Origin of the sequence: Stenotrophomonas maltophilia group sp. RNC7, assembly GCF_030910085.1 — a bacterium.
Classification (GTDB): domain Bacteria; phylum Pseudomonadota; class Gammaproteobacteria; order Xanthomonadales; family Xanthomonadaceae; genus Stenotrophomonas; species Stenotrophomonas sepilia.
In genome coordinates this window covers 24,460-50,587 of record NZ_JAVFVN010000296.1, presented here as the reverse complement: position 1 = coordinate 50,587, position 26,128 = coordinate 24,460, and the positions used below count along the sequence as shown (strand labels likewise).

Genomic DNA, 26,128 nt, shown 5'->3' with positions numbered 1-26,128 from the left:
GTTGGCACACCAGGGATGGCCGTTGCCTTGTCCAGCCATCTCCCCTGACTTCATCACCTTACCCGCGACCGTAGCCCGCTCCCGTGTGCCGTCAAGGCGCGCAGGGCCGTGTCCTCGGCTGCGCCTGCGGGCCGCACCAACCCTGCGCTTGCTTCCTTGACGGCCCCCGTCCGCGCGCTCCTTTGGCCGCGGGCGATGAACTCAGGAAAGACGGTGGCAACAGGGCCAACCGGGTTCCTCGTGCCGACCGCACCGAACAGTCGAAAGGCTGGGCTCCGAATCTAGGAATCCGGTGTGCGGTTTGAACAGCAAACCCTTTTCGTCAGGAGAAAGACCATGCAACTCGCATCCCGATTCGCTTCCCGTTCCCCGTCGCTGCGCAGCGATTACCCGCTGTCCGACGATCAAATCCGCACGGTCGCGCCGTCCATCTTCGCGGACGCCCCGCACGAAAGCCGTTCCGAGCGGTACGCCTATATCCCGACCGCCGCCGTGCTGGCGGAACTGCGCAAGGAAGGGTTTGAACCCTTCATGGCAGCACAGACCCGCGTGCGGCACGACGATCGCCGCGACTACACCAAACACATGCTGCGCCTGCGCCACGCCAGCCAGATCAACGGCGCGGAGGCTAACGAAATCGTGCTGCTGAACTCGCATGACGGCACCAGCAGCTATCAGATGTTGGCCGGAATGTTCCGGTTCGTGTGCAGCAATGGCCTTGTCTGCGGTGACACCGTGGCCGATGTGCGAGTGCCTCACAAAGGCGACGTGGCAGGTTCCGTCATCGAAGGCGCTTACGAAGTCTTGCGCGGCTTCGACCGCGTGCAGGAATCCCGCGATGCCATGCGCGCCATCACCTTGAACGATGGCGAATCCGAAGTGTTCGCCCGCGCCGCGCTGGCCCTCAAGTACGACGACCCCGACAAGCCCGCGCCCATCACGGAATCGCAAATCCTGATGCCGCGCCGCTTTGATGACCGCCGCCCGGACTTGTGGAGCGTATTCAACCGCACGCAAGAGAACCTGACCCAAGGCGGCCTGCGCGGACGCAGCGCCAACGGACGCCGCCAGCAAACCCGCCCGGTGCAGGGCATCGACCAAAACATCCGCCTCAACCGTGCGCTTTGGCTGCTGGCCGATGGCATGCGCCAGTTGAAAGCCTGAATCCCCACGCGGCAGGGGCAGGCAGCAGCCCTTGCCGCTTCTCTCGCTGCTGCATCCCTAGCCGCAAGGAGTTATCACCATGAACGCCGTTACCCAAATCGAAACCCGTGCCATCGAAACCGCCGCGCCGCTGGAAGTGGCCGACCCGACCAAGAACCTGATTTTGGTTCCGCTCTCGCAGTTGCTGCCGCGCCGCTCCAAGCGCAATGCACGCAAGACCCCGCGCCTGTCCATTCCCGAACTGGCCGCGAGCATCGCCCGCATCGGTCTGCTGCAAAACCTCGTCGTCATCCTGTCCGCCGATGGCGAGCAATACGAAGTGGTGGCCGGCGACCGCCGACTGACCGCGTTGAAGCTGCTGGCGAAGAAGAAGCGCATTGCCGCCGACTTTGAGGTGCCTTGCCTGCTGGTGCCCGACGCTTCGGCCCGTACCGTCAGCCTCGCGGAAAACCTGCTGCGCGAGCAGATGCACCCGGCCGACCAGTTCGAGGCGTTCGCCGCGCTGGTCAAGGAAGGCCGGCCCATCGAGGACATTGCCGCCGACTTCGGCGTGTCCCCGCTGGTGGTGCAGCGCCGCTTGAAGCTGGCCAACGTCTCGTCGCGCCTGCTGGCCGACTACCGGGCCGCAGCCGTCACGCTGGAACAGTTGATGGCCCTGACCATCACCGACGACCACGCCGCGCAGGAAGCCGCGTTCTACGGTGCGCCCGAATGGCAGCGTGGCGCGTCCGCGCTGCGCGAACGCCTGACCGAACGCGAAATCGACGCCACGCACCCGCTGGTGCGCTTCGCCGGGCTGGACGCCTACACGGCGGCGGGCGGCGGCATCCGCCGCGACCTGTTCGCGGAAGGCGATGCCGGAACCTACCTGACCGACGCCGTGCTGCTGGAAACGCTGGTGCGCGACAAGCTGGATGCGCTGGCCGGGGACGTGCGCGCCGAGGGTTGGGCATGGGTCGAAGCCGTGCCGCACATGAGCTACGCCGAGCGGCAGGCGTTCCAGAACGCACCGCGGCAGCGCCGCGAACCGAGCGCCCGCGAAGCACGCCGCATCGCATCGCTGCAAACCCGCCTCGACAAGATCGACGCCGAACTGGAAGAAGCCTACGACGCCGAGGACGAGGACAAGACCGAAGCGCTGGAACCGCGCCGCGAACAGGTCGCCGGGGAACTGCAAGCCGTGGAGGAAGCCTTGCAGGGCTACGCCCCGGACGTGCGCGCCGTGGCCGGTGCCATCGTCACCCTCGACCGCCAGGGCGAAGCCGTGATTCATCGCGGGCTGCTGCGCGAGGCCGAAGCCAAGGCGCTGCGCACGCTGGAACGCTTGCGGCAGGGTTTCGGCGGTGTGGAAGGCGACGCCGGGAACGACGACGAAGGCGAGGACGCCGAGCAGCCCAAGGCCGCGAGCCTGTCCGACCGGCTGGCGCAGCGGTTGAGCGCGCACCGTACCGCCGCGCTGCAAATCGAAGTGGCCCGGCATCCGCAAATCGCGCTGGCCGCGCTGGTGCATGGCATGGTGCAGGCCGTCTTGCAGGACAGCCACTACGGCCACGACTTGCCGCTGGGCGTGCGCCTCACCGTGCAAGACCGGCTGGAAGGCATGGCCCCGGACTGGCCGGAATCGCCTGCCGCCGTGGCGCTGCGCGAACTGCAGCAGGTCGCGGGCGAAGCGCTGCCGCAGGACAGCGCCGAACTGTTCGCCGCGCTGCTGGCGATGAAGCAAGGCGAACTGGTGCGACTGCTGGCCGTGTGCGTGGCTTCCACGGTGGACGTGGTGACGCCTCGCGCTACGACGCACCAGCCGGGCGCGGAACTGGCGCAGGCCGTGGGGCTGGATATGGCCGCATGGTGGCAGCCCACCGCAGACGGGTATTTCCAGCATGTGCCGAAGGCCGCGATTCTAGAAGCCGTGGGCGAGTTCGCACCGTCGCACGCTGTCCGGCTGGCAAAGTTGAAGAAGGCCGACATTGCCAGCGAAGCCGAACGGCTGGCCGATGGTACGGGCTGGATGCCCGCCATCTTCAAGGCCGAAGGCCCGGAAGCTGCGCCGCAGGAAACGCAGGCGCAGAACGCCCCGGAGGATGCCGAGGCAATGGCGGATGAACCCGCCGAGGCGCTGGCCGCTTGACCCGCGCCGAAGGCAAGCGCCCCGGCACTCGACCGGGGCGCTTCGCTTGAAGGAGAAGCCCCCATGAACCGCACCACCACCAGCCGCCCGCGCATGGCGGCGATCTATGCGCCCGGCACGGTACGCGCTCGCCGCTGGCACGGCGAAGGCGACGTGCGCGGCTACCGTCCGCTCCCCGGCTGGACAGCCTGCGCCGACCTGACCGACTTGCATCCCATCACGGGCCGCGCCTTGCCGCGTGCCATGTGGTGGATTATCGAAACCAAGGAATAACGAGCCGCACCGGCCCCAAGCCGTTCCGCCTTGGGGCCGGTGGTCGAAAATCCGGGCGCGGCGGTGGCCGCGCCCGGTTCCAGCGTCCAAAGCAAAATCGCCACGTCGCCGCCTTCGACCAGGCGGCGACGTGGCGGACGTGCAAGTGCCTTGCACGCGGTACGGCGATCGGCGCCCGCTGGCGCGGGCAAGGTTTCGATGGCGCCCCGCCGCAATGGGCGGGGCTTGTGGGGCTACGCCCCGGCTTGCTGCGGCAGGTTGTGCCAAAGCGTGCCGTCCTCGACGCTGGCGGTTCGCGCCTGTACGTCACGAAGGACGGTTTACCGACACGCCCCCCGGCTTCGCTATGGAGCATCCACGCCACGCCTCAACCACGTCGTCGCAATCTGCGGCAAGGAGCGTTCTCGCTCGTCGTCGGAGGTTGGCCTTGCCCGCGTCAGGGCGCAAGCCGGTGAAGCCGTCACGCGGGGATGCCGAGTCGACCACGGCTCCATTCGGGAGCGGGCGGCCTGTGCGTCCTTGGCTTGTCGTGAATCCTGGCGAGGCAACGGCTGCGCCTTGGGCTTCATGGCCGCAACCTTCCAGCGAAAACAATTTCCCCTGCGCTGCGCGCATTCCTCGCGGGACAAATTCTTTTCGCTTCCAGGTTCTCCACTGCGTTGCGACCGCAAGCGGTGCGACCCGCCCATCCCCCGCCGGCCGGTTCACAACAAGGACGCACTGGCGCGACCTTGTTCAACCCGAAAGGAGAAACATCATGGCTAACATCGGCACCTTCACCGCAGAGAAAGACGGCTTCACCGGCCAGCTCCGCACCCTGACCCTGAACGTCAAGGTCAAGCTGATTCCCAACGACAAGGGCGACACCGAGAACGCCCCCGACTTCCGCCTTCAGGCGGCCGGCCGCGACATCGGCGCGGCGTGGAAGAAGACCAGCGAAGCCGGGCGGCCCTACGTGTCCGTATCCCTCGACGATCCTTCGTTCCCGGCGACGGTCTATGCCCGCCTGATCGAGAACGAGGACGGCACGCACGACCTGATCTGGTCGCGCAACAAGCCCAAGGCGGCCTGACGGCTGCCCACCGCGCCCCGCCCATTGCGGCGGGGCGCCGTGCTGCTGGCGCAGCACGTCACGCATCCGCCTACGGCGTGTCGCGTTCCTTCAACACCGCCTCAAGCTCCTGGCGCACCTGCGCCAGAAGCTGATCGGCCTTGCGCGTGCTATCGCCGGCATAGGCCAGCGTCAGCAACGTGAGCGGATGCACGTCCATGACCTCGCACAGCTCGGTCAGCTTGTGCATGGTCGGGCTTTTCAGGTCGCGCTCCAGCGAACTCATGTAGGTGCGGCTGGACACGTCGGAGAACGCTTCCTGGCTCATGCCGCGCGCCTTCCTGACCGTCCGTATTGCCGTCGCCAATGAGTGTTTCGCTGTCACCAACTTGGTTCCCCGTAAAAACCAAGATGACAGCCCATTGCGCCCAATAGGGCTACAATCTAAAGTGTTCATTCCTGTTGGCCGAACCGCTTTCGTGCTTTTACGGAAATCCGCGTGGGCGGATTCCGACAGAATCGGGGAACCGCATCTTTGTCTTTCCTGGCCTGCGTAATTCCGCTTCTGCGTTTCCGTACATGTACGGATTCGATGGCTTGCGCCTTCGTGCTTTCCCGCCAAAGCACGCATCCGCTTCGGCGGTTCCGCGCTTCGGTGGAAAATCGTATCCGTGCATCCTCGGATGCGTGGGAATTCGGGCCATGACTCAGCCGCTCGTCACCGCTGAACAGCGGGCGCAACTGCTTGCCGTCGGCGCGGCACGCGCCGCTGGCCGAAGCATCGACCCGATGCCGGCGGTGCGACTGTTCACCCCTGACGCGCACGCCACCTGGCTGCTGGCCGCGCTCGACCCGGCCGATGGCGATACGGCATGGGGGCTGATCGACCTGGGAATAGGCATGCCCGGCCTGGGCCATGTGAAGCTGTCCGATCTGGCGTCCATCGTCGGGCCGCGCAAGCAGCCGGTGATGCGCGATCGCTACTTCCAGCCCGTGCGGCTGCTGTCGGAGTACCTGCGACTGGCCGAGGAAAACGGCTCGATCACCGACTGAGCAGTCCCAGCCAACGACGGCGCATTCTGACTATTTCAGTCTTACCCAAAACCTGCGCGGTCTGAATCCGCACTCTTGCACCGAAGCGGTGCGCTTCTGTTGCAAACAGTCATGATCTTTGGCGCGGGCTGCTGCACGGTGCTCCATGCTGCGCACCATTCTTGTGGCGGCGCAGCCGTCGCATTGAGACGATTTCCGCAATGCCTTGTAGCGAATCAGTCTTGACACCAGCAGTTACAGCCTACCCCGATTTTGATGACGACTTGATGGCGACTCGATAGCTCTCGCACGGCGGAATCCGTGGCGACGTTCCTGCTGAATGACAGGAGGCCGCGTCATGGCTGACCCGAGCGCCGAACACTGGTATCCGACCGCCGCGTATCTCTACACGCTGCACCTCGACGGCCCCGCGCTGGCGTGGGAATACCTGCGCCGTCACCCCGACTACCGCCGCGACTGGCTGCGCCGGCGCCGCCGGCCAGAGGCCGCCGCGCGCTGGGGATTGCGCCTGCTGGAAGATCCCGCCCTGGATGCGCGCGACGCGCATCCGGCCTGGTTCCCCGATCACGATGCGGTGGTGCAGCTCTACCCGGATGCCGACCCGCCACCCGATGCGGTGGCCTTCGCGTTCTGGCGCATTCCCGGCCAGAAGCATCTGATCCACGATGGCAAGCGCCTGGTGCTGCTGACATGTTGGCCGGGCTGCTGCCTGCGCTTCGCGCTGGCACCCGACCTGAGCGATGGCATGGCCTACGCCTATGGCATCCGCGCCTGTGCCGCATCCTGCGGACGCTATCAGGCGCTGGCGGCCGAACTGGACAAGCTGGCCGCCGCTGGCGATGCAGCGCCAGCGGGAACGGCGCGGTCGCGGCCGGCACCCGCTGCGTTGCTGGAGTTGAACACGCTCCAGGCGCTCGACGGCACCCTCGCGGGCGCGTCTCTGCGCGACGTGGCCGAAGGGCTGTTCGGCGTCGATGCCGTCGCCGACGACTGGTACGCCGACAGCGCCTTGCGCGCCCGCGTTCGCCGGCTGGTACGGCGGGGCGATGCACTGATGCGCGGCGGCTATCGTCGCCTTGCACAGCTTCCGCCGCTCAGGGAGGGACGTTCTGCATCCCCTGCAAAACGTCCCTGAGCAGGAAGCCTTGCTTTCTTGAAAGTGCCTCTATCCGGCCGCGTGGTGCGGCCGGGCTTGATGGAGGTACATCCCATGCGACCCGCTCCCTTGCGGCCTGCCGCCGCTGCTGTCGCTGCGCCCGTGCAGCCCCAACGCTACCTGACCAACGACGAAGCCGCCGAATACCTGCGCCTGTCGCCGCGCACGCTGGAGAAACAGCGCGTGATCGGCGGCGGGCCAAAGTTTCGCAAGTTCGGCCGCCGCGTCATGTACGCGGTGGCCGACCTCGATGCCTGGGCCGACCAGCGCAGCTACGAGGCCACGTCCGACCCAGAATACGCCGAGCGCCATGCAGGCGACTATCGCGATGGCCGCTGATCGTCGGCTCGCCGGTGGCCATCGTCATGTCCAGCCCATCGCTGCCATCGGGGCAGCGATCGCAGCAGCGGGAACAGCTCGACCTGTTCCGCGCGCTGCCGGGCGACGGCATGGCGCCGCGCGACAGCCAGGACTTGATGGCCTTTCCGTTCTTCTCGCTGGCGAAGTCGCGGCGTACGGCGCCGATCGACTTCCGCAGCGGGAACATCACCATCCGCGTGGAAGGCACGGCCGAGCATGGCATCGCCACGATATGGGACGCCGACATTTTGATTTGGGCGGCCTCGCAGATCGTGGAAGCGCGCGACGCAGGCATTCGCCCGTCGCGCTGGATACACGCCACCCCATACGAAATCCTGCGCTTCATCGGGCGCGGCACGTCCCTCAACGACTACCAGCGCCTGAAAGCCGCGCTCGACCGGCTGCAATCGACCAGCGTGGCGACTTCCATCCGCGAAACCACCGGGCGACGCCTGCACCGCTTTTCGTGGGTGAACGAATGGCGCGAGCTGGCCGACGCCAGCGGCACGCCGCTGGGCATCGAGCTGATCCTGCCCGACTGGTTCTATGCCGGCGTGCTCGATGCCGCTCTGGTGCTGACCATCGACCCGGCCTATTTCCGCTTAAAGGGCGGCATCGAACGCTGGCTGTACCGCCTGGTGCGCAAGCACGGCGGGCGGCAGGAACACGGCTGGCAATTCGACTTCCGGCACCTGCACCGCAAGTCCGGCAGCGCAGCGCGCTTCTCGGACTTCGCCTACGACCTGCGCGTGCTGGTCGCGCGGCAGTCGCTGCCCGGCTACGTCCTGGGCATCGAGCCGATGCCGGGCGAAAGGCTGGAACTGCTGACCTTCCGGCCCGTGCTGTCCACGGCACGGGGATAACTGCGGGAAAACCTGTGAATGGCCTCGTGCTATCAGGAGTACAGGGTATCGTGCTATCGGGAGTACGACCCTCGTGCTATCAGGAGTACGAAAACGCCGCAAAGCCAGTAACGGCGCGGGTTTGCGTCCCCTCTAACTTACCTAACTATAAATCTCTAACTTTTAGTAGAAGCGCGCCGTTTCGGTGGACAACCACGAAACGGCACGGCCAGGCCGGCTTTCCAGCAGGGAGGGCTGTGCCATGATCTTCGCGTTTCTCAACCAGAAAGGGGGCGTCGGCAAAACCACGCTCGCCACCCACATCGCGGGCGAACTGGCGCTGCGCGGCCAGTCGGTCATCCTGCTGGATGCCGACCCGCAGGGTTCCTCCCTGGACTGGACGCAGCGCAGAAGTCAGCAGGGCTTGCCGCGCCTGTTCAGCGCCGTAGGCCTTGCCCGCGAGACGCTGCATCAGGAAGCGCCGGAGCTAGCCCGCCGCGCCGATCACGTCATCATCGACGGCCCGCCGCGCATCGCCGCGTTGGCGCGTTCTGCACTTCTGGCGGCCGAGCGCGTGCTGATTCCCGTGCAGCCCAGCCCATATGACCTGTGGGCCAGCGCCGAGATGGTGGCGCTGATCCGCGAGGCACAGGTGTTCCGGCCTGCGCTGCGCGCGGCCTTCGTCATCAATCGGCGCGTCAGCACCACCATCATCGGCAGGGAAGCACGGCAATCGCTGGCCGAACAGCCGCTGCCGGCGCTGCGCAGCGAAGTGCGCCAGCGCATCGTCTTCGCCGACAGCGTGGCCGCTGGCCGGCTCGCCCGCGAGACGGCGCCCGACAGCGCCGCCGCACGCGAGATCGCCGAGCTCGCCGATGAACTGCTGCGGTGGCCGACATGAGCAGCCCGCGCAGCAAGCGCGTCGGCATCGGCGCACGTCCGCCCGCGAATCCGCACGCCGAGGCGTGGATTCGCGAGGGCGACGCCGATGCACTCAACAAGGGCGACATCTACACCGCACGCTTGACCCTCGACGTGACGCCTGCGCTGCGCGCGTGCATCAAGATCGCCGCTTTCGGCCAGGGCGTGACCGTGGCCGAACTGCTGCGCGGACTGCTGGAGCGCGAGTTTCCAGAACACCGCAGGGAGAACACGCCATGAACGCATCCGCTTCGCCTGCCGCTCACGCGGCGACGCTTGCACCGGCTACTGTGCCACTGACCCGCGTATCGCTCGCCTACATCGAACCGCGCTTCAAGCTCTACCTGCGTTTCGGCGAACCGGCGCGCACGCTGCGGCTCGACCGCTGGCGGCGCTGCGCGGTGTTCCTGCCGCGTGCAATGTTCTGCCGCGTGCGCTGGGAAGCAAACGACTACGGCACGATCCGCTGGCAGCTCATGGTGATGCAAGCCGCCACGCCGCTGGACGACATGCAGCGCATTCCCGGCGTGCGACCAGGCGCACGCCTGCTGCTGCACGCCGAAGGCGAAAACGCGGTGCGTGCCGTGCTGGAACGCATCAACGGCATCGAAGGGCAAGGCATCGCCGCCATCGACGTGTCGCCCGCGTACTGGCGCACGCTGGGCAACCGTCTGGCGGCCCGCCTGGCGCTGCCCGAATACACCGCCGAGCGGCACGCCGCCTGGCTGGCTGGAAGGGCGCTGCCATGACGACCCAATTCAACACCACATGCACGCACGAAGCCGCGCCGCATCCTCGCTCGCGCCGACGCGCTCGCATCGTGCTGGCGGGCTTTGCTGCCGTCGGCCTCGCTGCGCTGGCCTGGGCGGCTTTCGTGTCGCCGCTGCCGCGTCTGACCTACAACCCGTCCGACAGCGTGGCGGTTGGTTGGTATCGCATCGAACCGTTCGACCCGCGCACCGCCTCGCTGCCACGTCCGCTGTCCGTGGACAGCATCGTGCTGGTGCCGCTGCCCGACAGGGCAGCCATGCTGGCTGCGCAGCGCGGCTACCTACCGACGCGCGTTCCGCTGCTCAAACGTGTGGGCGCAGTCGCACCGCAACACGTTTGCATCGTCGCCGGGCAGGTACGCATCGACGGTGTGCCTGCGGCCGCCGCGCTGCCTGCCGACCGGCGGGGCCGGCCGCTGCCATCCTTGCAGCTTTGCCGCCGCCTCGAACCGGGCGAGCTGTTCCTGTTGAGCGTGACCAATCCGGCGTCGTTCGACAGCCGCTATTTCGGCCCGGTCAGCGCATCCGCCGTGATCGGCGTCGCGCATCCGGTCTGGCTGGAGACACGCCCATGATGGCCGCCGATTCACTGCACGTTGCCGTGCCTCTCATCGTGCCATCGGGCATGTCGTTCCAGTGGCTGCTGCCGTGTCGTCGCGCATGCAGCGCGGCCGCATTCGCGCCGCGCCTCGCGCAACATATGGCGCAGCCGTCCAACGTGCAGGCGTCTTGCCTCAAACGCGCCCGGCCTGCGGCCATCGGCGCGTTCGCCGGTGCGCGGGCTGCGTGTGCAGCTGCGCTACCGGGCCGCCGACGCCCGGAGCGACAGCGCGGGGCAACGGCGGAAGGCAAGACAAAAGGACGCGGCACCGGGCCGCGTCGAAAGCCTGTCTGCACATGGGGGTGGCGCGGCACGCAGCGGCTTCGCCGCCGTGCCGCGTGGGGCGTGAGGCCCGCGCCAATGCAGGCATGTCCGCGTGCTTCGCACGACCGGACACGCCGGAGCTTGCAGGGAGAACGGCGATGACCGACCGCCGCGACGACGATTTCCGCGTGCGCCCCAGCGCCCCGAAGAACCGGGGTAAGGGCCAGGGGCAGAGCTTCGTTTCCAAGGTGCTCAAGCAGGCCGGAAAAGCCAGCAGCGGCAAGTCGGCGGTGCGCCGTCCTGGGGCGGCTGCCACCGGCCAGCGTCCCGGCTCACGCCTGGGGCGCGGCCATACGGCGGCGCGCTTCGCCGGCGCGAAGCTGACGCCCATGTCGCGGCGCGTGACCATCAAAACCTTGCTGGTCAATCACCAACGGGCCAGCCCACAGTCGCTCGCCAAGCACCTGCGCTACATCGAGCGCGACGGCGCGGGTCGCGATGGCGAACCGGGCCGGGCCTACGGGCCACAGGCCGACGAAGCTGACCTCGATGCCTTCAAGGAACGCTGCGCCGATGACCGCCACCATTTCCGCTTCATCGTCTCGCCGGAGGACGGGGCCGAACTGGACGACCTGCGCACCTACACCCGGCATCTGGTGGATCGCATGGAAGCCGACCTGGGCACGCGGCTGGATTGGGTGGCGGTCGATCACTGGAACACCGACAACCCGCACACCCACCTGATCGTGCGCGGGCGCGACGACACCGGCAAAGACCTCATCATCGCGGGCGACTACATCGCCGATGGCTTCCGCCACCGCGCCGCCGAGCTGGCGACCGAATGGCTGGGGCCGCGCACCGAGCTGGAGATCCAGCAGACCTTGGGGCGCGAGGTGGAACAGGAGCGGTGGACGAGCCTGGATCGCACCTTGAAGCGCGAGGCCAGCGACGATGGCCTGGTGCATGTCGAACGGCTCAACGAACCCCGCTTGCAGCGCCAGCGCCTGCTGCTGATCGGCCGCCTGCAGCGCTTGCAGCGCCTGGGCTTGGCCGACGAGGCGCAGCCGGGCTCCTGGGCCATCCATACCGATGCCGAGAAGACCTTGCGCGCCCTGGGCGAGCGTGGCGACATCATCCGCACGATGCAGCGCGCCATGAGCGGACAGCCGCGCGAGCTGGCGGTGTTCGAGCCGGGCGATGACGGCCGCACCATCTTCGGCCGCGTAGCAGCCAAGGGGCTGGCCGACGAACTGCACGACCGCGGCTATCTGGTCATCGACGGCGTGGACGGCAAGGCCCACTACGTCGCGCTGAACGCCCGCGACGAGCTGGCGAACTATCCGACCGGCGCCGTGGTGGAGGTGAAGGGATCGGCCGACGTGCGCGCCGCCGACAGGAACATCGCCGCGCTGGCGAGCGATGGGCTGTATCGCACCGATCATCACCTGGCGATTGAGCAAGGCCGAGCCAAGCCCGGTCGTGACCCGCAGGAAGTCGTTGCGGCCCATGTCCGCCGACTGGAAGCCCTGCGCCGGGCCGGCATCGTGGAGCGCGTGGCCGACGGGCTATGGAAGGTGCCGGACGACCTGGCCGAGCGTGGCCGCCGCTACGACGCGCAGCGCCTGGGCGGTGTGGCGGTGGAGCTGAAATCGCACCTACCCATCGAGCGGCAGGCCCGCGTCATCGGCGCCACTTGGCTGGATCAGCAGTTGATTAACGGCGGCCGAGGCTTGGGCGACCTGGGCTTTGGTGGCGAGGCCAAGCAGGCGATGCAGCAGCGTGCCGACTTCCTGGCCGAACGGGGGCTGGCCGAGAAGCGCGGCCAGCGCGTGATCCTCACCCGGAATCTGTTGGCTACGCTGCGCAATCGGGAATTGGCGCAAGCCACGAAAGACATTGCCGCCGACACCGGACTGGAGCATAGGCCCATCGCCGACGGTCAGCGCGTGGCCGGCATCTACCGTCGCTCGGTCATGCTCGCCAGCGGTCGCTACGCGATGCTCGATGATGGCATGGGGTTCAGCCTGGTACCGTGGCGGCCGGTGATCGAACAGCGGCTGGGGCAGCAACTCGCCGCGACGGTGCGCGGTGGCGGGGTGTCCTGGGAGTTTGGGCCTCAGCGCTGGCCTGGCATCGGATAGAACTGTTGCTCATAAGCAAAGCCCCACCAACCGCCTTGAAAAGCGCCACCGCATCCTGCGGCCAATGCACCTGTGAGCGCGGTATGCTCGACTTCTCTATCGGCGGGTCTCGTTCGCTCACTATTCCCAATACCTGTCCGCGCTCCTTGCCCTGCCAGACCTTCTGGCGATCGACGGTACTCGCATCAGGTAGGTAATTGGGTCACAGGCTGGCGTAAATAGTGCCGCGGCGTGACCCTGAACCATTGCGCTTCCGTCCTAGCTGCGCCCGGCTTTCGAGTTGAATCTGTCATTGGAGTTATGAAGGGTGGGCGGGCAAGCCTGCAGGATGAATTTCATTGATTCATGGGGACGCGAACACGGACGTAAGTGCCTCGGCCCGGCTGGCTGTCCAGATCAACCGAGCCGCCGTGCTTCGACACCGCCGCCTGGACGATGGCCAGCCCGAGCCCGCTGCCCGGTTTCCCGACCGACGTACTGCCGCGGTAGTGGCGCTCGAAGGCCAGGATGCGGTCTTCCTCGTCCATGCCGGGGCCGTGGTCGCCGACCTGGATCAGGACCATGCCGTTGTCTGCGGTCGCCCGCAGGTCGATGGGCGATCCGGGAGCGTACTTGCGCGCATTGTCCAGCAGGTTGCGGATGATCTCGCGCAGCATGGTCGGGTCCATGCAAACACGAAGTCCGGGAGCCGCCTGTACGGCGATCACGCGATCCGGTTCCAGTTGCCTGACCTCGGCCGCGAGTTCTTCCAGCGTCGGCACGAGCGCGATCCATTCGTTCGATGGGCGACGCATGACATCCAGCCGAGCCAGCAGCAACACGTCGGCGACCAGGGCGCTCATCCTTTTGACCTCCTGCTGCAGGCCATCGAGCTGGGTATAGGCGCTGGTATCGCCAGGGCGGATGGCGTGCCGCAGGTTGTCGAGCGAGGCGGACATCACCGCCAATGGCGTTCGCAACTCGTGCCCGGCCTCGGCCAGATGGCTTCGCAACCTTGACTCCTTTGCCTGGGCGTCGCGTGCGACCGTGGCCTGGGCCAGTTGCGCGATCAGGTATCCGACCAGCGCCGACAGCACCAGGCTGATGGCCGACACTGCCCAATAGCGCTTCAGCACGCCCGGACCCACGCGCGGATAGACCAGCAAGGCCATCAGCAGGATCGCCAACGCCAGCACGCAGCACACCGCGGCCGAAATCCAAGCCGTTCGCGTGGAGCGCTTCATCCGATTTTCTCCTCGATGCGCAGTGTGTAGCCCACGCCGCGCACGGTCTGGACCAGACGCGGGCTTCCATCGGCCTCCAGCTTCGCACGCAGCAAGGACACGAATCGATCCACCGTTTCCGTACCGACTTCGGCGTCCACTCCCCAGACCGACTCCAGCAACTGGCTCTTGCGGAAGACCCGCCCCTGCTCGCGCATCAGGCCGACCAGCAGATCGAACTCACGCGCGGACAGGGCCAATGGCGAATCCGACTTCCATGCGCGGCGCCTGAGTGGATCGACACGCAGATCCGCATACGCCAGCAGGTCGCTCGATCCCGCTCCGCGCCGAAGGTGCGCCACCAGCCGCGCCTTGAGTTCGTCCATGGCAAAGGGCTTGGTGAGGTAATCGTCGGCCCCGCCCTCCAGCGCCACGATCTTGTCCCCCAGTTCGGTGCTTGCCGTGAGCATCAGGACCGGCACCTGTGTGCGTTTGCGGATGAGCGGGAGAAGCGCCAGGCCATCGATGTCGGGCATGGCCAGGTCCAGCACGATGGCGTCCGGGCGGCGCTGTGCGATGCGCGCCAACGCCTCCCGACCGTTGGCGGCCGTGTCGACCTCGAACCCGCGCAAGCGCAGTGCGACTTCCACGGCGCGGCGCAGGTTGGGTTCGTCGTCGACGACCAGGATGCGGGGGCTCTGCTGCATGGGGTGCCTCTGCGGTGCCGGCTAAACCTAAACCAACCGGCCGCAGCGCATCCAGCCGGCTTTCCGGATTCCTTCCGATATCGCTCTCGAGACTGGCGGTGTCCGATCCGGGACAGTCATGGAGATACGACGATGAAGAAGCAGAATACGGTGATCCTGATGCTGGTTTTGGCCGTTCCACCGGCGTGGGCCGCCCAGGATACCGGCGTCAGCGGCAACGGGATGGCGGCAGGCCAAGGCTCGGCGAATGGACAAGGCCTCGCTGTCGGCCAAGGGGAGGCCAGCGGGACCGGCACGGTCTACTACCGCGGCGAAGATGGACTTATCCATCGCAAATCGGGTACCGGAACCGTGGATGGCCGTGGCGTCGCGGTGGGCGCAGGCGAGGTGGACGGAAAGGCACTGGTCGCCGGCCATGGGCGGGTCGAAGGGGATGGCGCCGTCCGGCCCACGCATGGGAACACCCCTGTCAGCGGTGCCATCGGAAGCGGCACGGCCACGGGAACAGGGGCGGCCATCGGCAAAGGTCAGGCCAGCGGAACGGGGACGGTGTATTACCGGGGCGAAGATGGCCGGATCCACCGCAAATCGGGCACCGGTTCGGTGGCCGGACGGGGCGTGGCCATCGGAGATGGTTCCGTCAAGGGCAAGGCCGCCGTACGAGGCAAAGGCCAGGCCCATGGCTATGGCATCAAGCGGCCTTGATAGCCAGACGCGCGGCGCCCCGGTCGTCTGACTGGGGCGATCACGTAGCTGGCTGTTACCCAAATGTGATCACTTGACACGTCAGCGCGGCATCCAGCAAGGCGTTGTCCCTGGCGTGTCTTCCACATCGAGCAAGAAGGAGCATGCAATGCACACTGTCATTCGCTGGATCGCCCCGATGCTGCTCTCCACACTGGCCGTTACCGGCTGTGCTGCCGCCCAGCACCGGGATTGGGACAACAATCCGCCCGGCCCCGCCGGCGGCCCCGGCACCAACTGGGAAAACCCGCCGGGCTGGCGTGGCGGTCCGGGCGCTTCGCCCAACCAGCGTTTCTACCGGCGCGACGGCGTGCGTTACGAGTTCAAGCTCGTCAGCGGCGGTTATTACTACAGCCCGCGCTGGGGCTATTGGCATCCGCGATACGGCTTGTGGAACCAGGGCCGCCGCTGCTGGATGGATATCGACAACAACCCGCCAGGTCCGGCCGGTGGCCGGGGCACCAACTGGGAAAACCCGCCGGGCTGGCGCGGCGGGCCGGGGGCATCGCCGGATCGGTTCGACCGTTGCCGTTGAACGTGCGTCCCGGACCCGCTTGTCGGACGCCACCTCGAACGATGTCTCATCACATGAGCACTGAAGGTCGTCACGCATGAACCGTCAGCACGCCGTCAGCGCGGCCAATCGCTTTGGCCTGGGCGCCCGGCCCGGCGAGATCGATTCGATCACCGACCCGCAGGAATGGGTCCTGGCGCAGTTGCGCATGCCGGCTTCGGAGCCGGCGTTGGCCGGATTGCCCGACAGCCTGGAATACCTGCGCCAGGACATCGCCCTGCAGCAAGCCCGGCGCGAATCCAGGCAGCGCGGCACGGCCGGGAGCGCGATGCCGCTGGCCAGGCGCCAGCGACAGGCGCAATTGCGCGAACTGCTGCTGCGCCACCAGGTTGCCGTGGCCAGCCCAACCAGCTTCATGGAGCGCATGGTGCGGTTCTGGTCGAACCATTTCGCCGTGTCCGTGGACAAGCGCGTGGCGGCGCCCTATGCCGCGCCGATGGAGCGCGAAGCGATCCGCCCGCACGTGCTGGGGCGATTCGCCGACATGCTGCTGGCGGCGGAAACCCATCCGGCGATGCTGCGATTCCTGGACAACACGCGATCGGCCGGGGCGGACTCGAAACTGGCAGTCCGCGCACATCGGCGGAATCCGGAGCGGGAACTCGGGCTCAACGAGAACCTGGCCCGCGAGATCCTCGAACTGCACACGCTGGGGGTGCAAGGCGGGTATTCGCAGGCGGACGTGACCGAGCTGGCCAAGGCCATCACCGGATGGAGCGTGCCGGCGCCGCAGGACTTCGAGCGCGGCGCGCCGGTGCGTGCCTTCATGTTCCGCGCCAACGCCCATGAAGGCGGATCGCGCGTGGTGATGGGCAAGCGCTACGCCGAGGACGGACTGGCGCAGGGCCAGGCCGTCCTGGCCGATCTTGCGGTCCATCCCGCCACCGCACGGCACGTGTCGTGGAAGATCGCCCGCCACCTGGTCAGCGACGAGCCGCCGCAGGCGCTGGTGGAGGCGATGGCAAGAACCTGGCTCGCTTCCGGCGGCGACCTGGCGCAGGTATATGCCGCGTTGATCCGCCATCCGGCCGCCTGGGGCGAGTCGGCACGCAAGTTCAAGACGCCCGACGACTATCTGCTGTCGGCTGTGCGCGCCGGCGGCGTGCTGGACAGCTCCCGCCCGCAGGCCCTGTACACCTTGCTGGACAGGATGGGACAACCGCCGTTCACCCCGCGCTCGCCCGCCGGCTTCGCCGACGAGGCCGCACAGTGGAACGGTCCGGATGCGCTCTGGAAGCGGATCCAGAGTGCGCAGGCGCTGGCCGAGGCCGTACCGGAGGATCGGCTCGATCCGGAAGGTACCGCCCGCGCCATCTTCGCCGACACGCTGGACGAAGAAACGCGGTCCGCCCTGCGCCGGGCCGAGTCGCCGCGTGACGGCCTCGCCCTCCTGTTCGCCAGCCCCGCCTTCCAGTGGAGGATCTGACCATGACGCTGACCCGACGCATGTTCCTGGGCGCTGCCGGCGCGGTGACCACGTTGACCCTGTGGCCGTGGCAGGGCCAGGCCCGGACAGCGGGCGATACCCGGCTGCTGGTCGTGCTTTTGCGCGGAGGACTGGATGGACTGCATACGCTGATTCCCCGCGACGATCCCCAATACCGCAGCCTGCGCGGCAGCCTGGTTCCCGACGATGCACCGGCGCTGGATGGCAGCTTCGCGCTGCATCCGTCGCTGTCCTTCGCGCACGATCTTTATCGGCGCAAGCAGCTGCTGCCGGTGGTGGCGGTGGCCCCTCCGTATCAGGAGCGTTCGCATTTCGACGCCCAGAACTGCCTGGAGAATGGCACCGGTCGCCCCAGTGGCGCCGGGACCGGCTGGCTCAACCGCTGTGCCGGCGCAATGGCCGATGGCGAGGCATTGGCCATCGGCAGCGTGATGCCGCTGATCATGCGTGGCCCGGGGGACGCCGCGACCTGGTCGCCGCCCCTGCCGGAGGACGTCAATCCGATCCTGTTGCAGCGGCTCGAGCCCCTCTATTCGCATGACGCGGCGCTATCCGCCAGTTTTTCCCGGGCAATGGCCACCCAGGGAACAGTCGCCGGCGTGGGCGGCCGCGCAGCGCGCATGGTGGCCGCCACCACGGCGGCGGGGCGCTTCATGGCCAAGGCCGACGGACCGCGAATCGGGTTCGTGGAGGATTCCGGCTGGGACACCCACGCCAACGAAGCCGCGATCCTGAAGAACAAGCTGTCCGAGCTCGACGTGGGACTGCGGGCCTTCCACGAGGCCGCGCAGCCGATCTGGGACCGCACGGTGGTGGTCGTGGTGAGCGAGTTTGGCCGGACCGCCAAAGTCAACGGCAGCGGGGGGACCGACCATGGAACGGGAGGGCTGGCCTTGCTGGCCGGCGGGGCGGTTCGCGGGGGGCATATTGCCGGGCAGTGGCCTGGACTGGCTCCGGGCGATCTCAACGAAGGTCGGGACGTGCGCGTGACGACGGACATGAGGGCCTTGTTCAAGGGCGTGCTTGCCGGGCACCTGCGGCTGGACATGAGAACACTGGACACGGCGGTGTTCCCGGATAGCGGCAAGGTGCGCCCGATGGATGGGTTGCTGGTTTAGCACTCGAACCGTCGAGTCCAGGTCGCCGAAGATGCCGATCGGCGGGCGTTGCTGGAAAATCCCTCGACTACTTTGCTACTCCTGCCAGCCGCCACCAACCGCCTTGAAAAGCGCCACCGCATCCTGGGCCAATGCGCCTTGCGCGCTCAGCGCGGTCTGTTGCGCATCGAGCATGCTCAACGTCTCCACCAGCACGTCGCGCTCGCTCGCCGTGCCCAGCATCTGCTCGCGTTGCTTGCGCTGCCAGACTTCCTGGCGGTCGAAGGTCGCACGCGCCGCGTATGCGGCCTGGCGTTGCTGATAACCATAGTCCGACAGCGCATCCTCGGTTTCCTGTAGTGCGCCCAGCACGCTCTGACGGTACTGGGCAACGGTAGCCTCGTAGCCGGCGCGCGCCTGCGCCGTTTGCGATCGACGCGCACCACCGTCGAACACCGTGCCCAGCAGTTGCGCGCCGAGCGACCAGGTTCGCAGCGGCGCATCGAGCAGATCGTCGACGCTGCCGCCGACATAGCCACCGTTGGCCGACAACCCCAGGCTCGGGAAATACGCGGCCTGCGCGGCTCCCACCTGCGCATTGGCAGCCTTGACCCGTGCCTCGGCCGCCATCACGTCGGGGCGGCGCCGCAGCAGTTCGGCCGGCATCACCGCCGGGGGCGCCGGTGCCTCGAACCCGTATTCGGGCCTGGGAGCCAGCACGAACGATGACGGTGCCTGCCCGGTGAGCGCGGCCAGCGCATGCAGGCACCGGGCGCGCGTGGCCGAGGCCGCTTCCAGTCCCATGATGCTGCTGTCCAGTGCGTTGCGCGTCTCCACCACGTCGTTGGGCGAGGCGGTGCCAAGCTCATTCGCCCGTTCGGTCATCTCCAGCAGTCGGCCGTTGGCATCGACCTGATTCTCCAGTAGCGCCATCTGCACTTCGGTCTGGCGCAACGACAGATAGGTGCTGGCCACGGTCGCGGCGATGCTCAGCCGTTGCGCATGCAGATCCTGCGCCGAGGCCTCGGCCTGCGCACTTTGGGCTTCGGCGCGCCTGCGCACGGCTCCCCACAGGTCCAGCTCCCAGCTCACGGTACCCTGTGCAGTAGCTTGCTGGCGCACCTGTCCCTCGCCCAGCCCCTGCGCAGCCGCCGTGTTCTCGCTGCGGCTTTGCGAAACGCCCATGCCGACCTGCGGCCTCCCGGCCGCACGGACCTCGCCGATTGCCGCCTGAGCCTGGCGCCACGCGGCGTCCGCTGCCGCAATGGACAGGTTGGCCTGTTGCGCGCGCTCTTGCAGCTCATTGAGGTCGGGATCGTGCCAGGCCTGCCACCAGGCCTCGCCGTACCATTCAGTCGGTTCCGGGTCGGCACGCGTCCACACCATGCCGCCCTCCTCGAACCGTTCGGGGACGGGCAGGTCGGGCCGGACATAGTCGTGGCCCACGGTGCAGGCCGCCAGCGCCAGAGGCAGTAGCGCGCTGGCGAGCAGGCGCCTGCGAGATCGGGAAATGCGTGTCATGGTGGGGTCCTGCGGTGGAGGGTGCCGAATCGATCCATGAGCACATAGATCGCCGGTGTCGAATAGAGCGTCAGCACCTGGCTGAGCATCAGCCCGCCGATGATCGCCACGCCCAGTGGTTGCCGGAACTCGGAGCCGTAGCCGGAACCGATGACCAGGGGGACTGCTCCCAGGATTGCCGCAAGCGTGGTCATCATGATGGGGCGGAGCCGCACCAGACTGGCACGCAGGATCGCCTCCTGCGGAGACAGTCCCTCGGCGCGCTCGACCTGCAATGCGAAATCGATCATCAAGATCGCGTTCTTCTTGACGATGCCGATCAGCAGGATCACGCCGATCAGCGCGATGATGCTGAACTCGAAGCCCCCCGCCGCCAGCGCGATCAGCGCACCGATGCCGGCAGAGGGCAAGGTGGAGAGGATGGTCAGCGGATGACGCAGGCTCTCGTAGAGCATGCCCAGCACGATGTATACGGCCAGCAGCGCGGTGACAATCAGCAACGGCATCGTCTTGACCGTGTCGGCGAAGGCCTTGGCATTGCCTGCAGGCGCCGCGGCGATGCCTGGGTCCAGGTGCAGCGCATCGACCGCCTGCCGTATCGCGCGTTGCGCCGGTCCCAGCGAAGCGCCGGGACTGAGGTTGTAGGACAGCGTGACGGCGGGGAATTGGCCTTGGTGGGACTGTGACAGGCTGGTCTTCTGCACGCTCCAGCGCGCTATTGCCGACAGTGGCACCAGCTCGCTGCCGTGACCAGGCGTGACGTAGATCTGGTCCAGCGTCGCGGGGTTGCCAGCCTGCGACGGGTCCAGCCCCATGACCACGTGGTACTGGTTCATTTCCCGGTAGATCGTGGAAACTAGGCGCTGGCCGAAGCTATCGTAGAGCGCCTGATCGATGGCCTGCGCCGATACGCCGAGCCGCGCGGCAGCGGGCCGGTCGATCTCGATCTGCGCCTCGACGCTGCCGTCCATCAGGTCGGAGCTGACGTCGGTGATTAACGAAACCTTGCGCATGGCCTGTTCGACCCGCGCAGCGGCCACATCCAGGGCCGCGCGGTTGTCGGCCGACAAGGTGAACTGATATTGCCCGGCCGACTGCCGCCCGCCGACGCCGATGTCCTGCACGGCCTGCAGCGTCACTTGCACGCCGGCCTCATTGGCGAAGGTCTTGCGCAACTGGTCGATGACCACATCCGCGCTGTCCTGGCGCGGATCGTGCAGCGGCTTGAGCGTGACGTAGAGCGCGCCGGCGTTGGAGGCGCTGCTGCCGGTAGCCCCGAGGACGCCGATCACCTGGTCGACGGACGGATTGCCGCGCAACATGCGTACCACTTCGCTGAAGCGATCGCGCATCTGCCCGAAGGAGATGTTCTGCGGCCCATAGACCTGGCCCAGCAGCAAGCCCGTGTCCTGCTGCGGGAAGAAGCCCTTGGGCATGACCGCGAACACGACCAGTCCCAGGCCGACGACCGCAGCGGTAGCCCAGGCCATCAGCCGCGGGCGCTGCAGCGTCCAGCGCAGTGTGCGTCCATAGAAGCCATCGGGGGAAGCGCCCTGCCCATCGGGGTGCCGCGCGTCGTCCGCCGGACGCAACAGCATGCGGCTCATCATCGGGGTGACGGTGAGCGAGATGACCATCGATACCAGCACCGCGGCCGCAAGCGTGACCGAGAACTCGCGGAAGAGGCGTCCGACCAGGCCAGACATCAGCAGCAGCGGAATGAACACCGCCACCAGCGAGACGCTGATTGAGAACACGGTGAAACCAACCTCGCGCGCGCCGTCCAGCGCCGCCTGCACGCGGCTCTTGCCCATCTGCTGGTGGCGCATGATGTTCTCCACCACCACGATGGCGTCGTCCACAACGAATCCGGCCGCGACGATCAGCGCCATCAGCGAGAGGATGTTCATGCTGTAGCCCAGCGCCCACATCACTGCGAAGGTACCCAGCAGCGACAGCGGCACCGCGACCGCCGGCACCAGGGTGGCGCGCCAGTCGCGGAAGAAGACCGCTGTCACCGCGATCACCAGCAGGATCGACACCACCAGCGTCAGCTCCACCTCGTGCAGCGAGGCGCGGATGGTCTGGGTCCGGTCCAGCATCACGTCCAGCTTCATGGTGGCGGGCACGGCGGCCTGCAATTCCGGCAGCTGCGCGCGGACCCGGTCCACGGTCTCGACCACGTTGGCGCCGGGGCGCTTGCTGATGATCAGTGCCACGCCCGGCCGCCCGTTCATCAAGCCGAAGCTGCGGACGTTCTGCGTCGAATCGGTGACCGAGCCCAGGTCGGACAGCCGGACCACCGCGCCGGCGTTGTCGCGCACCACCAGGTCCCGGTAGGCGGCCGCCTGCAGCAGATCGTCGTTGGCGGCCAGCGCGTACTCGGCGTCGCCGACCTGCACCGATCCCTTGGCGCGACGCGCATTGGCACCGTTCAGCAACTGCCGGATCTGGTCCAGACCGATCCCGTACTGGCTCAGCCGCTGCCCGTCCAGCTCCACACGCACGGCCGGCAGCGCGCCGCCACCGACCTGCACATCGCCCACGCCTTCGGTCTGAAGCAGCTTCTGCTGCAGCAACGTGGATGCTGCGTCGTACAGCGCGGCACTGTCATCGGTCTGCGAGGTCAGCGCCAGCGCCATGATTGGCGCTTCGGCGGGGTTGACCTTGCGATAGGTCGGCACGCCGTCCATGTCGCTGGGCAGGCGGCTCATCGCGGCGTTGATGGCGGCCTGCACGTCGCGTGCGGCGCCGTCCACGTCGCGGGCCAGGTCGAACTGGATCACGATGCGCACCGAGCCGCTATAGCTGACCGACGTCATGTCGGTGATCCCGGCGATGGCGCTGAACTGGCGCTCCAGTGGCGTGGCCAACGAACTGGCGACGGTATCCGGATCGGCACCGGGAAGGTTGGCGGTAACGGCGATGGTGGGGAATTCCACCTGCGGCAGCGAAGCCACCGGCAGCATGCGAAAGGCCAGCAGGCCCAGCAGCATGATGCCGACGGCGATCAGAGTGGTGGCCACCGGCCGACGCACGAACGGACCGGACAGATCGATCGCCATGGCTTAGATCCGCTTGGCCAGGGCCTGCTCGGCCGGACGCAGCAACAGGTAGATCACCGGCGTGGAGAACAGTGTCAGCAACTGGCTCACGATCAGCCCACCGATGATGGCCAGGCCCAGCGGGTGGCGCAGCTCCGCGCCCATGCCGCTGCCGAACGCCAGCGGAACGGCGCCCAGCAATGCGGCCAGCGTGGTCATCAGGATCGGCCGGAAGCGCTGCTCGCAGGCGCGCTTGATCGCCTCGGTACCGTCCAGGCTGTGGTCACGCTCCAGCTCCAGCGCGAAATCGATCATCATGATCGCGTTCTTCATGACCATGCCGACCAGCAGCACCACGCCGATGGTTCCGATCACGTCGAACTGGCTGCCGCTCAACATCAGCGCCGCCAGCGCACCCAACACTGCCGAGGGCAAGGTGGACAGGATCGTCAACGGGTGGATGAAGCTCTCATAGAGCATGCCCAGCACCAGATACACCACCAGCACCGCCGCCAGCATCAGAATGGCTTGGCCGGACATGGCGCCGCCCAGGCTGCCGGCCGCGCCTTCCAGATGCAGCGTGACCGCAGCCGGCAGGCCGATGTCCTTGGCAATGGAGTCCAGCCGCTTCACCGCGTCGCCGAGGGTGACGCCATCGGCCAGATCGAAACCGATATCGGCGTAAGGGAACTGCCCCTGACGCTCGAATGATACCGGCGCGTCCCCCGCGTCGATCGTGGCCAGCGCGGCCAGCAAGACAGGGGTGCCATTGGTGCCGGGTACGTGGATGCGCTGCAGCACGTCCCGTATGTCCTGCAGGCCGCCCTTGGCGGCCAGTACGACGTGGTACTGGCTCAGGTCGGTATAGATGGTCGAGACCTGATTCTGACCAAACGCTGCGTACAGTGTGTCATCGATACTGCGCATGTTCACGCCCAGGCGCGAAGCCGCGACCCGATCCACGTCCAAACGTGCCTGCAGGCCCCGGCGGGCTGCCTGGCTGTCCACCGCAGAGAACGCTGGATCGGCTCGCATGGCGGCCATCAGCTTCGACGTCCACTCGGCCAGCAGGCCACGATCGGTGGACTCTAGGCCTGCCGCATAGGGCATGGACGAGGACTGGGTATCGAGTGTCAGGTCTTGGACCGGGCGCAGGTGCAGCACCATACCGGCGCGCTGCGCCTTGTCGGCGAGGCGTTTGATGACTGTGGCGCTGGTGTCCTTTCCCGCCTTCAGGCGCACGAGCATTGGCACGGTCCCGAGCGCGGTGTTGGTCTGGCTCACGCCGGCGCTGATGGAGACGTTCTCCACGGCCGAATCGGCAGCCACCAGCCGCGCTGCGGCCTGCTCGCGCTCTTGGATGCGCGAGAACGCACTGTGCGCATCGACTTGCAGCGCGCCCTGCAGCATGCCGGTGTCCTGCACCGGGAACAGGCCCTTCGGCAGCGCCCACAACAGCGCCAGGGTCAGCACCGTCGCGCCGGCCACGGCAAGCATGACCGCCGCACGGCGCTGCATCAGGCGATCCAGCAATCGTGCATAGCCACGCTCCAGGCGCACGAAGAACCCTGCCTCGTCGTGCTCGGCCTCCGGCTTGAGCACGCGCGCGCACAGCATCGGTACCAGCGTCAGGGTCACGCCTGCCGACACCACGATGGCCACCGAGAGGGTCACTGCAAACTCGCGGAACAGGCGGCCAACCACGTCGCCCATGAACAACAGCGGGATCATTACCGCGATCAAGGCTGCCGACAGCGATACGATGGTGAAGCCGACCTGTCCGGCACCTTCCAAAGCGGCCTGCATGCGCGACTTGCCCATCGCCATGTGCCGGCTGATGTTTTCGATCATCACGATGGCATCGTCGACCAGGAAGCCAGTGGCCACGGTCAACGCCATCAGGGTCAGATTGTTGAGGCTGAACCCCAGCCCATAGATGATCGCCACCGTGCCAAGCAGGGACAATGGGACGGTGATGCCCGGGATGATCGTCGCTGGCCAGTTGCGCAGGAATACCCAGATCACCGCTACCACCAGCACGATCGCAATCAGCAGTTCGACCTGCACGTCGTGAACCGATGCGCGGATCGTCTCGGTTCGGTCGCTCAGTATCTGCAGACGGACCGAGCTGGGCAGGGCGGCCGACAGGCTCGGCAGCGCGGCGCGAATGCCGTCGACGGTCCTGATCACGTTGGCACCGGGTTGGCGCTGGATGCTGATCAGGATCGCCGGCGTGTCGTTCGCGTAGGCCGCCTGTCGCGTGTCTTCCGCTCCGGTGGCGATCTGCGCCACTTCGCGCAGATACAGCGGCGCACCATCGTGCCAGGCCAGCACCAACGATGCATATTCTTCCGGTCCGACCAACTGGTCGTTGGCGCCGATCGCGTAGGCGACCGTCGGACCGTCTATGGTGCCCTTGGGAAGGTTGACGTTGGCGGCGGTCAGGGCCGCCTCGACGTCTGCCAGCGTCAGCCCGTGGCTGGCGAGCTGGCGTGTATCGACCGTAACGCGGACTGCGGGACGGTGGCCGCCGCTGACCGTTACCAGCCCGACACCGGACATCTGCGAGATCTTCTGCGAGATGCGCGTCTCGGCCAACGCCTGCACCTGCGTCAGCGGCAGCACGTCGGACGTCATGGCGAGCGTCAGCACCGCCGTGTCGGCTGGGTTGACCTTGCTGTAGACCGGGGGATAAGGCAGGTCGTCGGGCAGGCGTGCCCGCGCCGCGTTGATCGCGGCCTGCACTTCCTGCTCCACTTCCTCCAGCGAGGTGGACAGGCCGAATTGCAACGTAATGACCGAGGCACCATTGGCACTGCTCGACCGCATACGCTCCAGTCCCGCGATCTGTCCCAGCTGGCGCTCGAGCGGTGCGGTAAGGGTGTTCGCGGTTACGTCGGGTCCAGCGCCGGGATACTCGGTGTAGACCTGCAGGGTGGGATAGTCGACTTCTGGCAGTGCCGAGATCGGCAAGCTGCGATAGCCGATAAGACCGGCAAGCAGTACGCCGACCATCAGCAGTGCGGTGGCCACCGGCCGGCGGATGAAGGTGCTGGAGAGATTCATGG

23 protein-coding genes are annotated in these 26,128 nt (G+C 67.2%); 17 read left to right on the top strand and 6 right to left on the bottom strand.

All coding sequences use genetic code 11. The features are described from left to right. Nucleotides 1-336: 336 nt before the first annotated feature. From RCF13_RS04815 to RCF13_RS04800, 4 genes are all read left to right on the top strand, one after another. Nucleotides 337-1,164, top strand: a complete 828-nt coding sequence (locus RCF13_RS04815; protein ID WP_033948216.1) for a DUF932 domain-containing protein — start codon at nucleotides 337-339, stop codon at nucleotides 1,162-1,164. A gap of 79 nt (nucleotides 1,165-1,243) precedes the next feature. Continuing rightward, nucleotides 1,244-3,292, top strand: coding sequence for a ParB/RepB/Spo0J family partition protein (locus RCF13_RS04810; protein ID WP_033948217.1), 2,049 nt, complete (start codon nucleotides 1,244-1,246; stop codon nucleotides 3,290-3,292). A gap of 63 nt (nucleotides 3,293-3,355) precedes the next feature. Continuing rightward, nucleotides 3,356-3,565, top strand: coding sequence for a hypothetical protein (locus RCF13_RS04805; protein ID WP_033948218.1), 210 nt, complete (start codon nucleotides 3,356-3,358; stop codon nucleotides 3,563-3,565). A gap of 757 nt (nucleotides 3,566-4,322) precedes the next feature. Next, nucleotides 4,323-4,637, top strand: a complete 315-nt coding sequence (locus RCF13_RS04800) for a DUF736 domain-containing protein (RefSeq protein WP_033946760.1) — start codon at nucleotides 4,323-4,325, stop codon at nucleotides 4,635-4,637. A gap of 70 nt (nucleotides 4,638-4,707) precedes the next feature. Here RCF13_RS04800 and RCF13_RS04795 read toward each other — a convergent pair whose 3' ends face one another. After that, complete coding sequence (locus RCF13_RS04795) at nucleotides 4,708-5,001, bottom strand: helix-turn-helix transcriptional regulator (protein ID WP_071540644.1); 294 nt, start codon at nucleotides 4,999-5,001, stop codon at nucleotides 4,708-4,710. A 317-nt stretch (nucleotides 5,002-5,318) separates the two neighbouring features. Between RCF13_RS04795 and RCF13_RS04790 the strand changes: the two genes are divergently transcribed. From RCF13_RS04790 to RCF13_RS04750, 9 genes are all read left to right on the top strand, one after another. Next, nucleotides 5,319-5,669: a DUF2958 domain-containing protein gene (locus RCF13_RS04790; protein WP_033946761.1), complete on the top strand. Its 351-nt coding sequence runs from the start codon at nucleotides 5,319-5,321 to the stop codon at nucleotides 5,667-5,669. Nucleotides 5,670-6,006: 337 nt separating this feature from the next. Further along, nucleotides 6,007-6,804 (top strand): DUF2285 domain-containing protein, encoded by a 798-nt coding sequence (locus tag RCF13_RS04785; protein ID WP_033946763.1) that lies wholly within the window; start codon nucleotides 6,007-6,009, stop codon nucleotides 6,802-6,804. Between the two features lie 75 nt (nucleotides 6,805-6,879). Next, a complete protein-coding gene (locus RCF13_RS04780; protein WP_026069907.1) occupies nucleotides 6,880-7,164 on the top strand; it encodes a helix-turn-helix domain-containing protein in 285 nt (94 codons plus the stop codon). Nucleotides 7,165-7,190: 26 nt separating this feature from the next. Continuing rightward, the gene (locus RCF13_RS04775; RefSeq protein WP_170959908.1) at nucleotides 7,191-8,048 is read left to right on the top strand and encodes a replication initiator protein A; all 858 of its coding nucleotides are present in this window, start codon (nucleotides 7,191-7,193) and stop codon (nucleotides 8,046-8,048) included. 241 nt (nucleotides 8,049-8,289) lie between these two features. Further along, nucleotides 8,290-8,928: a ParA family partition ATPase gene (gene parA, locus RCF13_RS04770; RefSeq protein ID WP_033946767.1), complete on the top strand. Its 639-nt coding sequence runs from the start codon at nucleotides 8,290-8,292 to the stop codon at nucleotides 8,926-8,928. Next, complete coding sequence (locus RCF13_RS04765) at nucleotides 8,925-9,188, top strand: hypothetical protein (RefSeq protein WP_033946790.1); 264 nt, start codon at nucleotides 8,925-8,927, stop codon at nucleotides 9,186-9,188. Before parA ends, RCF13_RS04765 begins: the two co-directional genes overlap by 4 nt. Further along, entirely contained in the window at nucleotides 9,185-9,697 is a 513-nt protein-coding gene (locus RCF13_RS04760; protein WP_033946769.1) for a DUF2840 domain-containing protein, read from the top strand. The genes RCF13_RS04765 and RCF13_RS04760 overlap by 4 nt, the downstream gene beginning before the upstream one ends. Beyond that, entirely contained in the window at nucleotides 9,694-10,293 is a 600-nt protein-coding gene (locus tag RCF13_RS04755; RefSeq protein ID WP_033946771.1) for a S26 family signal peptidase, read from the top strand. Before RCF13_RS04760 ends, RCF13_RS04755 begins: the two co-directional genes overlap by 4 nt. A gap of 448 nt (nucleotides 10,294-10,741) precedes the next feature. Continuing rightward, nucleotides 10,742-12,724, top strand: coding sequence for a relaxase/mobilization nuclease and DUF3363 domain-containing protein (locus tag RCF13_RS04750; protein WP_014646124.1), 1,983 nt, complete (start codon nucleotides 10,742-10,744; stop codon nucleotides 12,722-12,724). A gap of 335 nt (nucleotides 12,725-13,059) precedes the next feature. On the opposite strand, the gene RCF13_RS04745 is transcribed toward RCF13_RS04750, so the two are convergent. After that, entirely contained in the window at nucleotides 13,060-13,947 is an 888-nt protein-coding gene (locus RCF13_RS04745) for a HAMP domain-containing sensor histidine kinase (protein WP_014646125.1), read from the bottom strand. Beyond that, nucleotides 13,944-14,633: a response regulator transcription factor gene (locus RCF13_RS04740; RefSeq protein WP_014646126.1), complete on the bottom strand. Its 690-nt coding sequence runs from the start codon at nucleotides 14,631-14,633 to the stop codon at nucleotides 13,944-13,946. Before RCF13_RS04740 ends, RCF13_RS04745 begins: the two co-directional genes overlap by 4 nt. A 132-nt stretch (nucleotides 14,634-14,765) precedes the next feature. Here RCF13_RS04740 and RCF13_RS04735 point away from each other — a divergent pair, with 132 nt between their 5' ends. From RCF13_RS04735 to RCF13_RS04720, 4 genes are all read left to right on the top strand, one after another. Beyond that, nucleotides 14,766-15,338, top strand: a complete 573-nt coding sequence (locus RCF13_RS04735) for a PE-PGRS family protein (protein ID WP_014646127.1) — start codon at nucleotides 14,766-14,768, stop codon at nucleotides 15,336-15,338. Between the two features lie 148 nt (nucleotides 15,339-15,486). Beyond that, nucleotides 15,487-15,912, top strand: coding sequence for a hypothetical protein (locus RCF13_RS04730; protein ID WP_071228745.1), 426 nt, complete (start codon nucleotides 15,487-15,489; stop codon nucleotides 15,910-15,912). 76 nt (nucleotides 15,913-15,988) lie between these two features. Then, nucleotides 15,989-17,377 carry a DUF1800 domain-containing protein gene (locus RCF13_RS04725; RefSeq protein ID WP_180834214.1) on the top strand — a complete coding sequence of 463 codons (1,389 nt, stop codon included), beginning with the start codon at nucleotides 15,989-15,991 and terminating at the stop codon, nucleotides 17,375-17,377. 2 nt (nucleotides 17,378-17,379) lie between these two features. Continuing rightward, complete coding sequence (locus RCF13_RS04720) at nucleotides 17,380-18,516, top strand: DUF1501 domain-containing protein (RefSeq protein ID WP_180834215.1); 1,137 nt, start codon at nucleotides 17,380-17,382, stop codon at nucleotides 18,514-18,516. Nucleotides 18,517-18,591: 75 nt separating this feature from the next. Here RCF13_RS04720 and RCF13_RS04715 read toward each other — a convergent pair whose 3' ends face one another. From RCF13_RS04715 to RCF13_RS04705, 3 genes are read right to left on the bottom strand one after another with little or no spacing between them, the layout of a single operon-like run. Next, nucleotides 18,592-20,016 (bottom strand): efflux transporter outer membrane subunit, encoded by a 1,425-nt coding sequence (locus tag RCF13_RS04715; protein WP_071228744.1) that lies wholly within the window; start codon nucleotides 20,014-20,016, stop codon nucleotides 18,592-18,594. Beyond that, complete coding sequence (locus tag RCF13_RS04710; RefSeq protein ID WP_019184021.1) at nucleotides 20,013-23,081, bottom strand: efflux RND transporter permease subunit; 3,069 nt, start codon at nucleotides 23,079-23,081, stop codon at nucleotides 20,013-20,015. The genes RCF13_RS04715 and RCF13_RS04710 overlap by 4 nt, the downstream gene beginning before the upstream one ends. A gap of 3 nt (nucleotides 23,082-23,084) precedes the next feature. Next, the gene (locus tag RCF13_RS04705; protein WP_180834216.1) at nucleotides 23,085-26,126 is read right to left on the bottom strand and encodes an efflux RND transporter permease subunit; all 3,042 of its coding nucleotides are present in this window, start codon (nucleotides 26,124-26,126) and stop codon (nucleotides 23,085-23,087) included. Nucleotides 26,127-26,128: the final 2 nt, after the last annotated feature.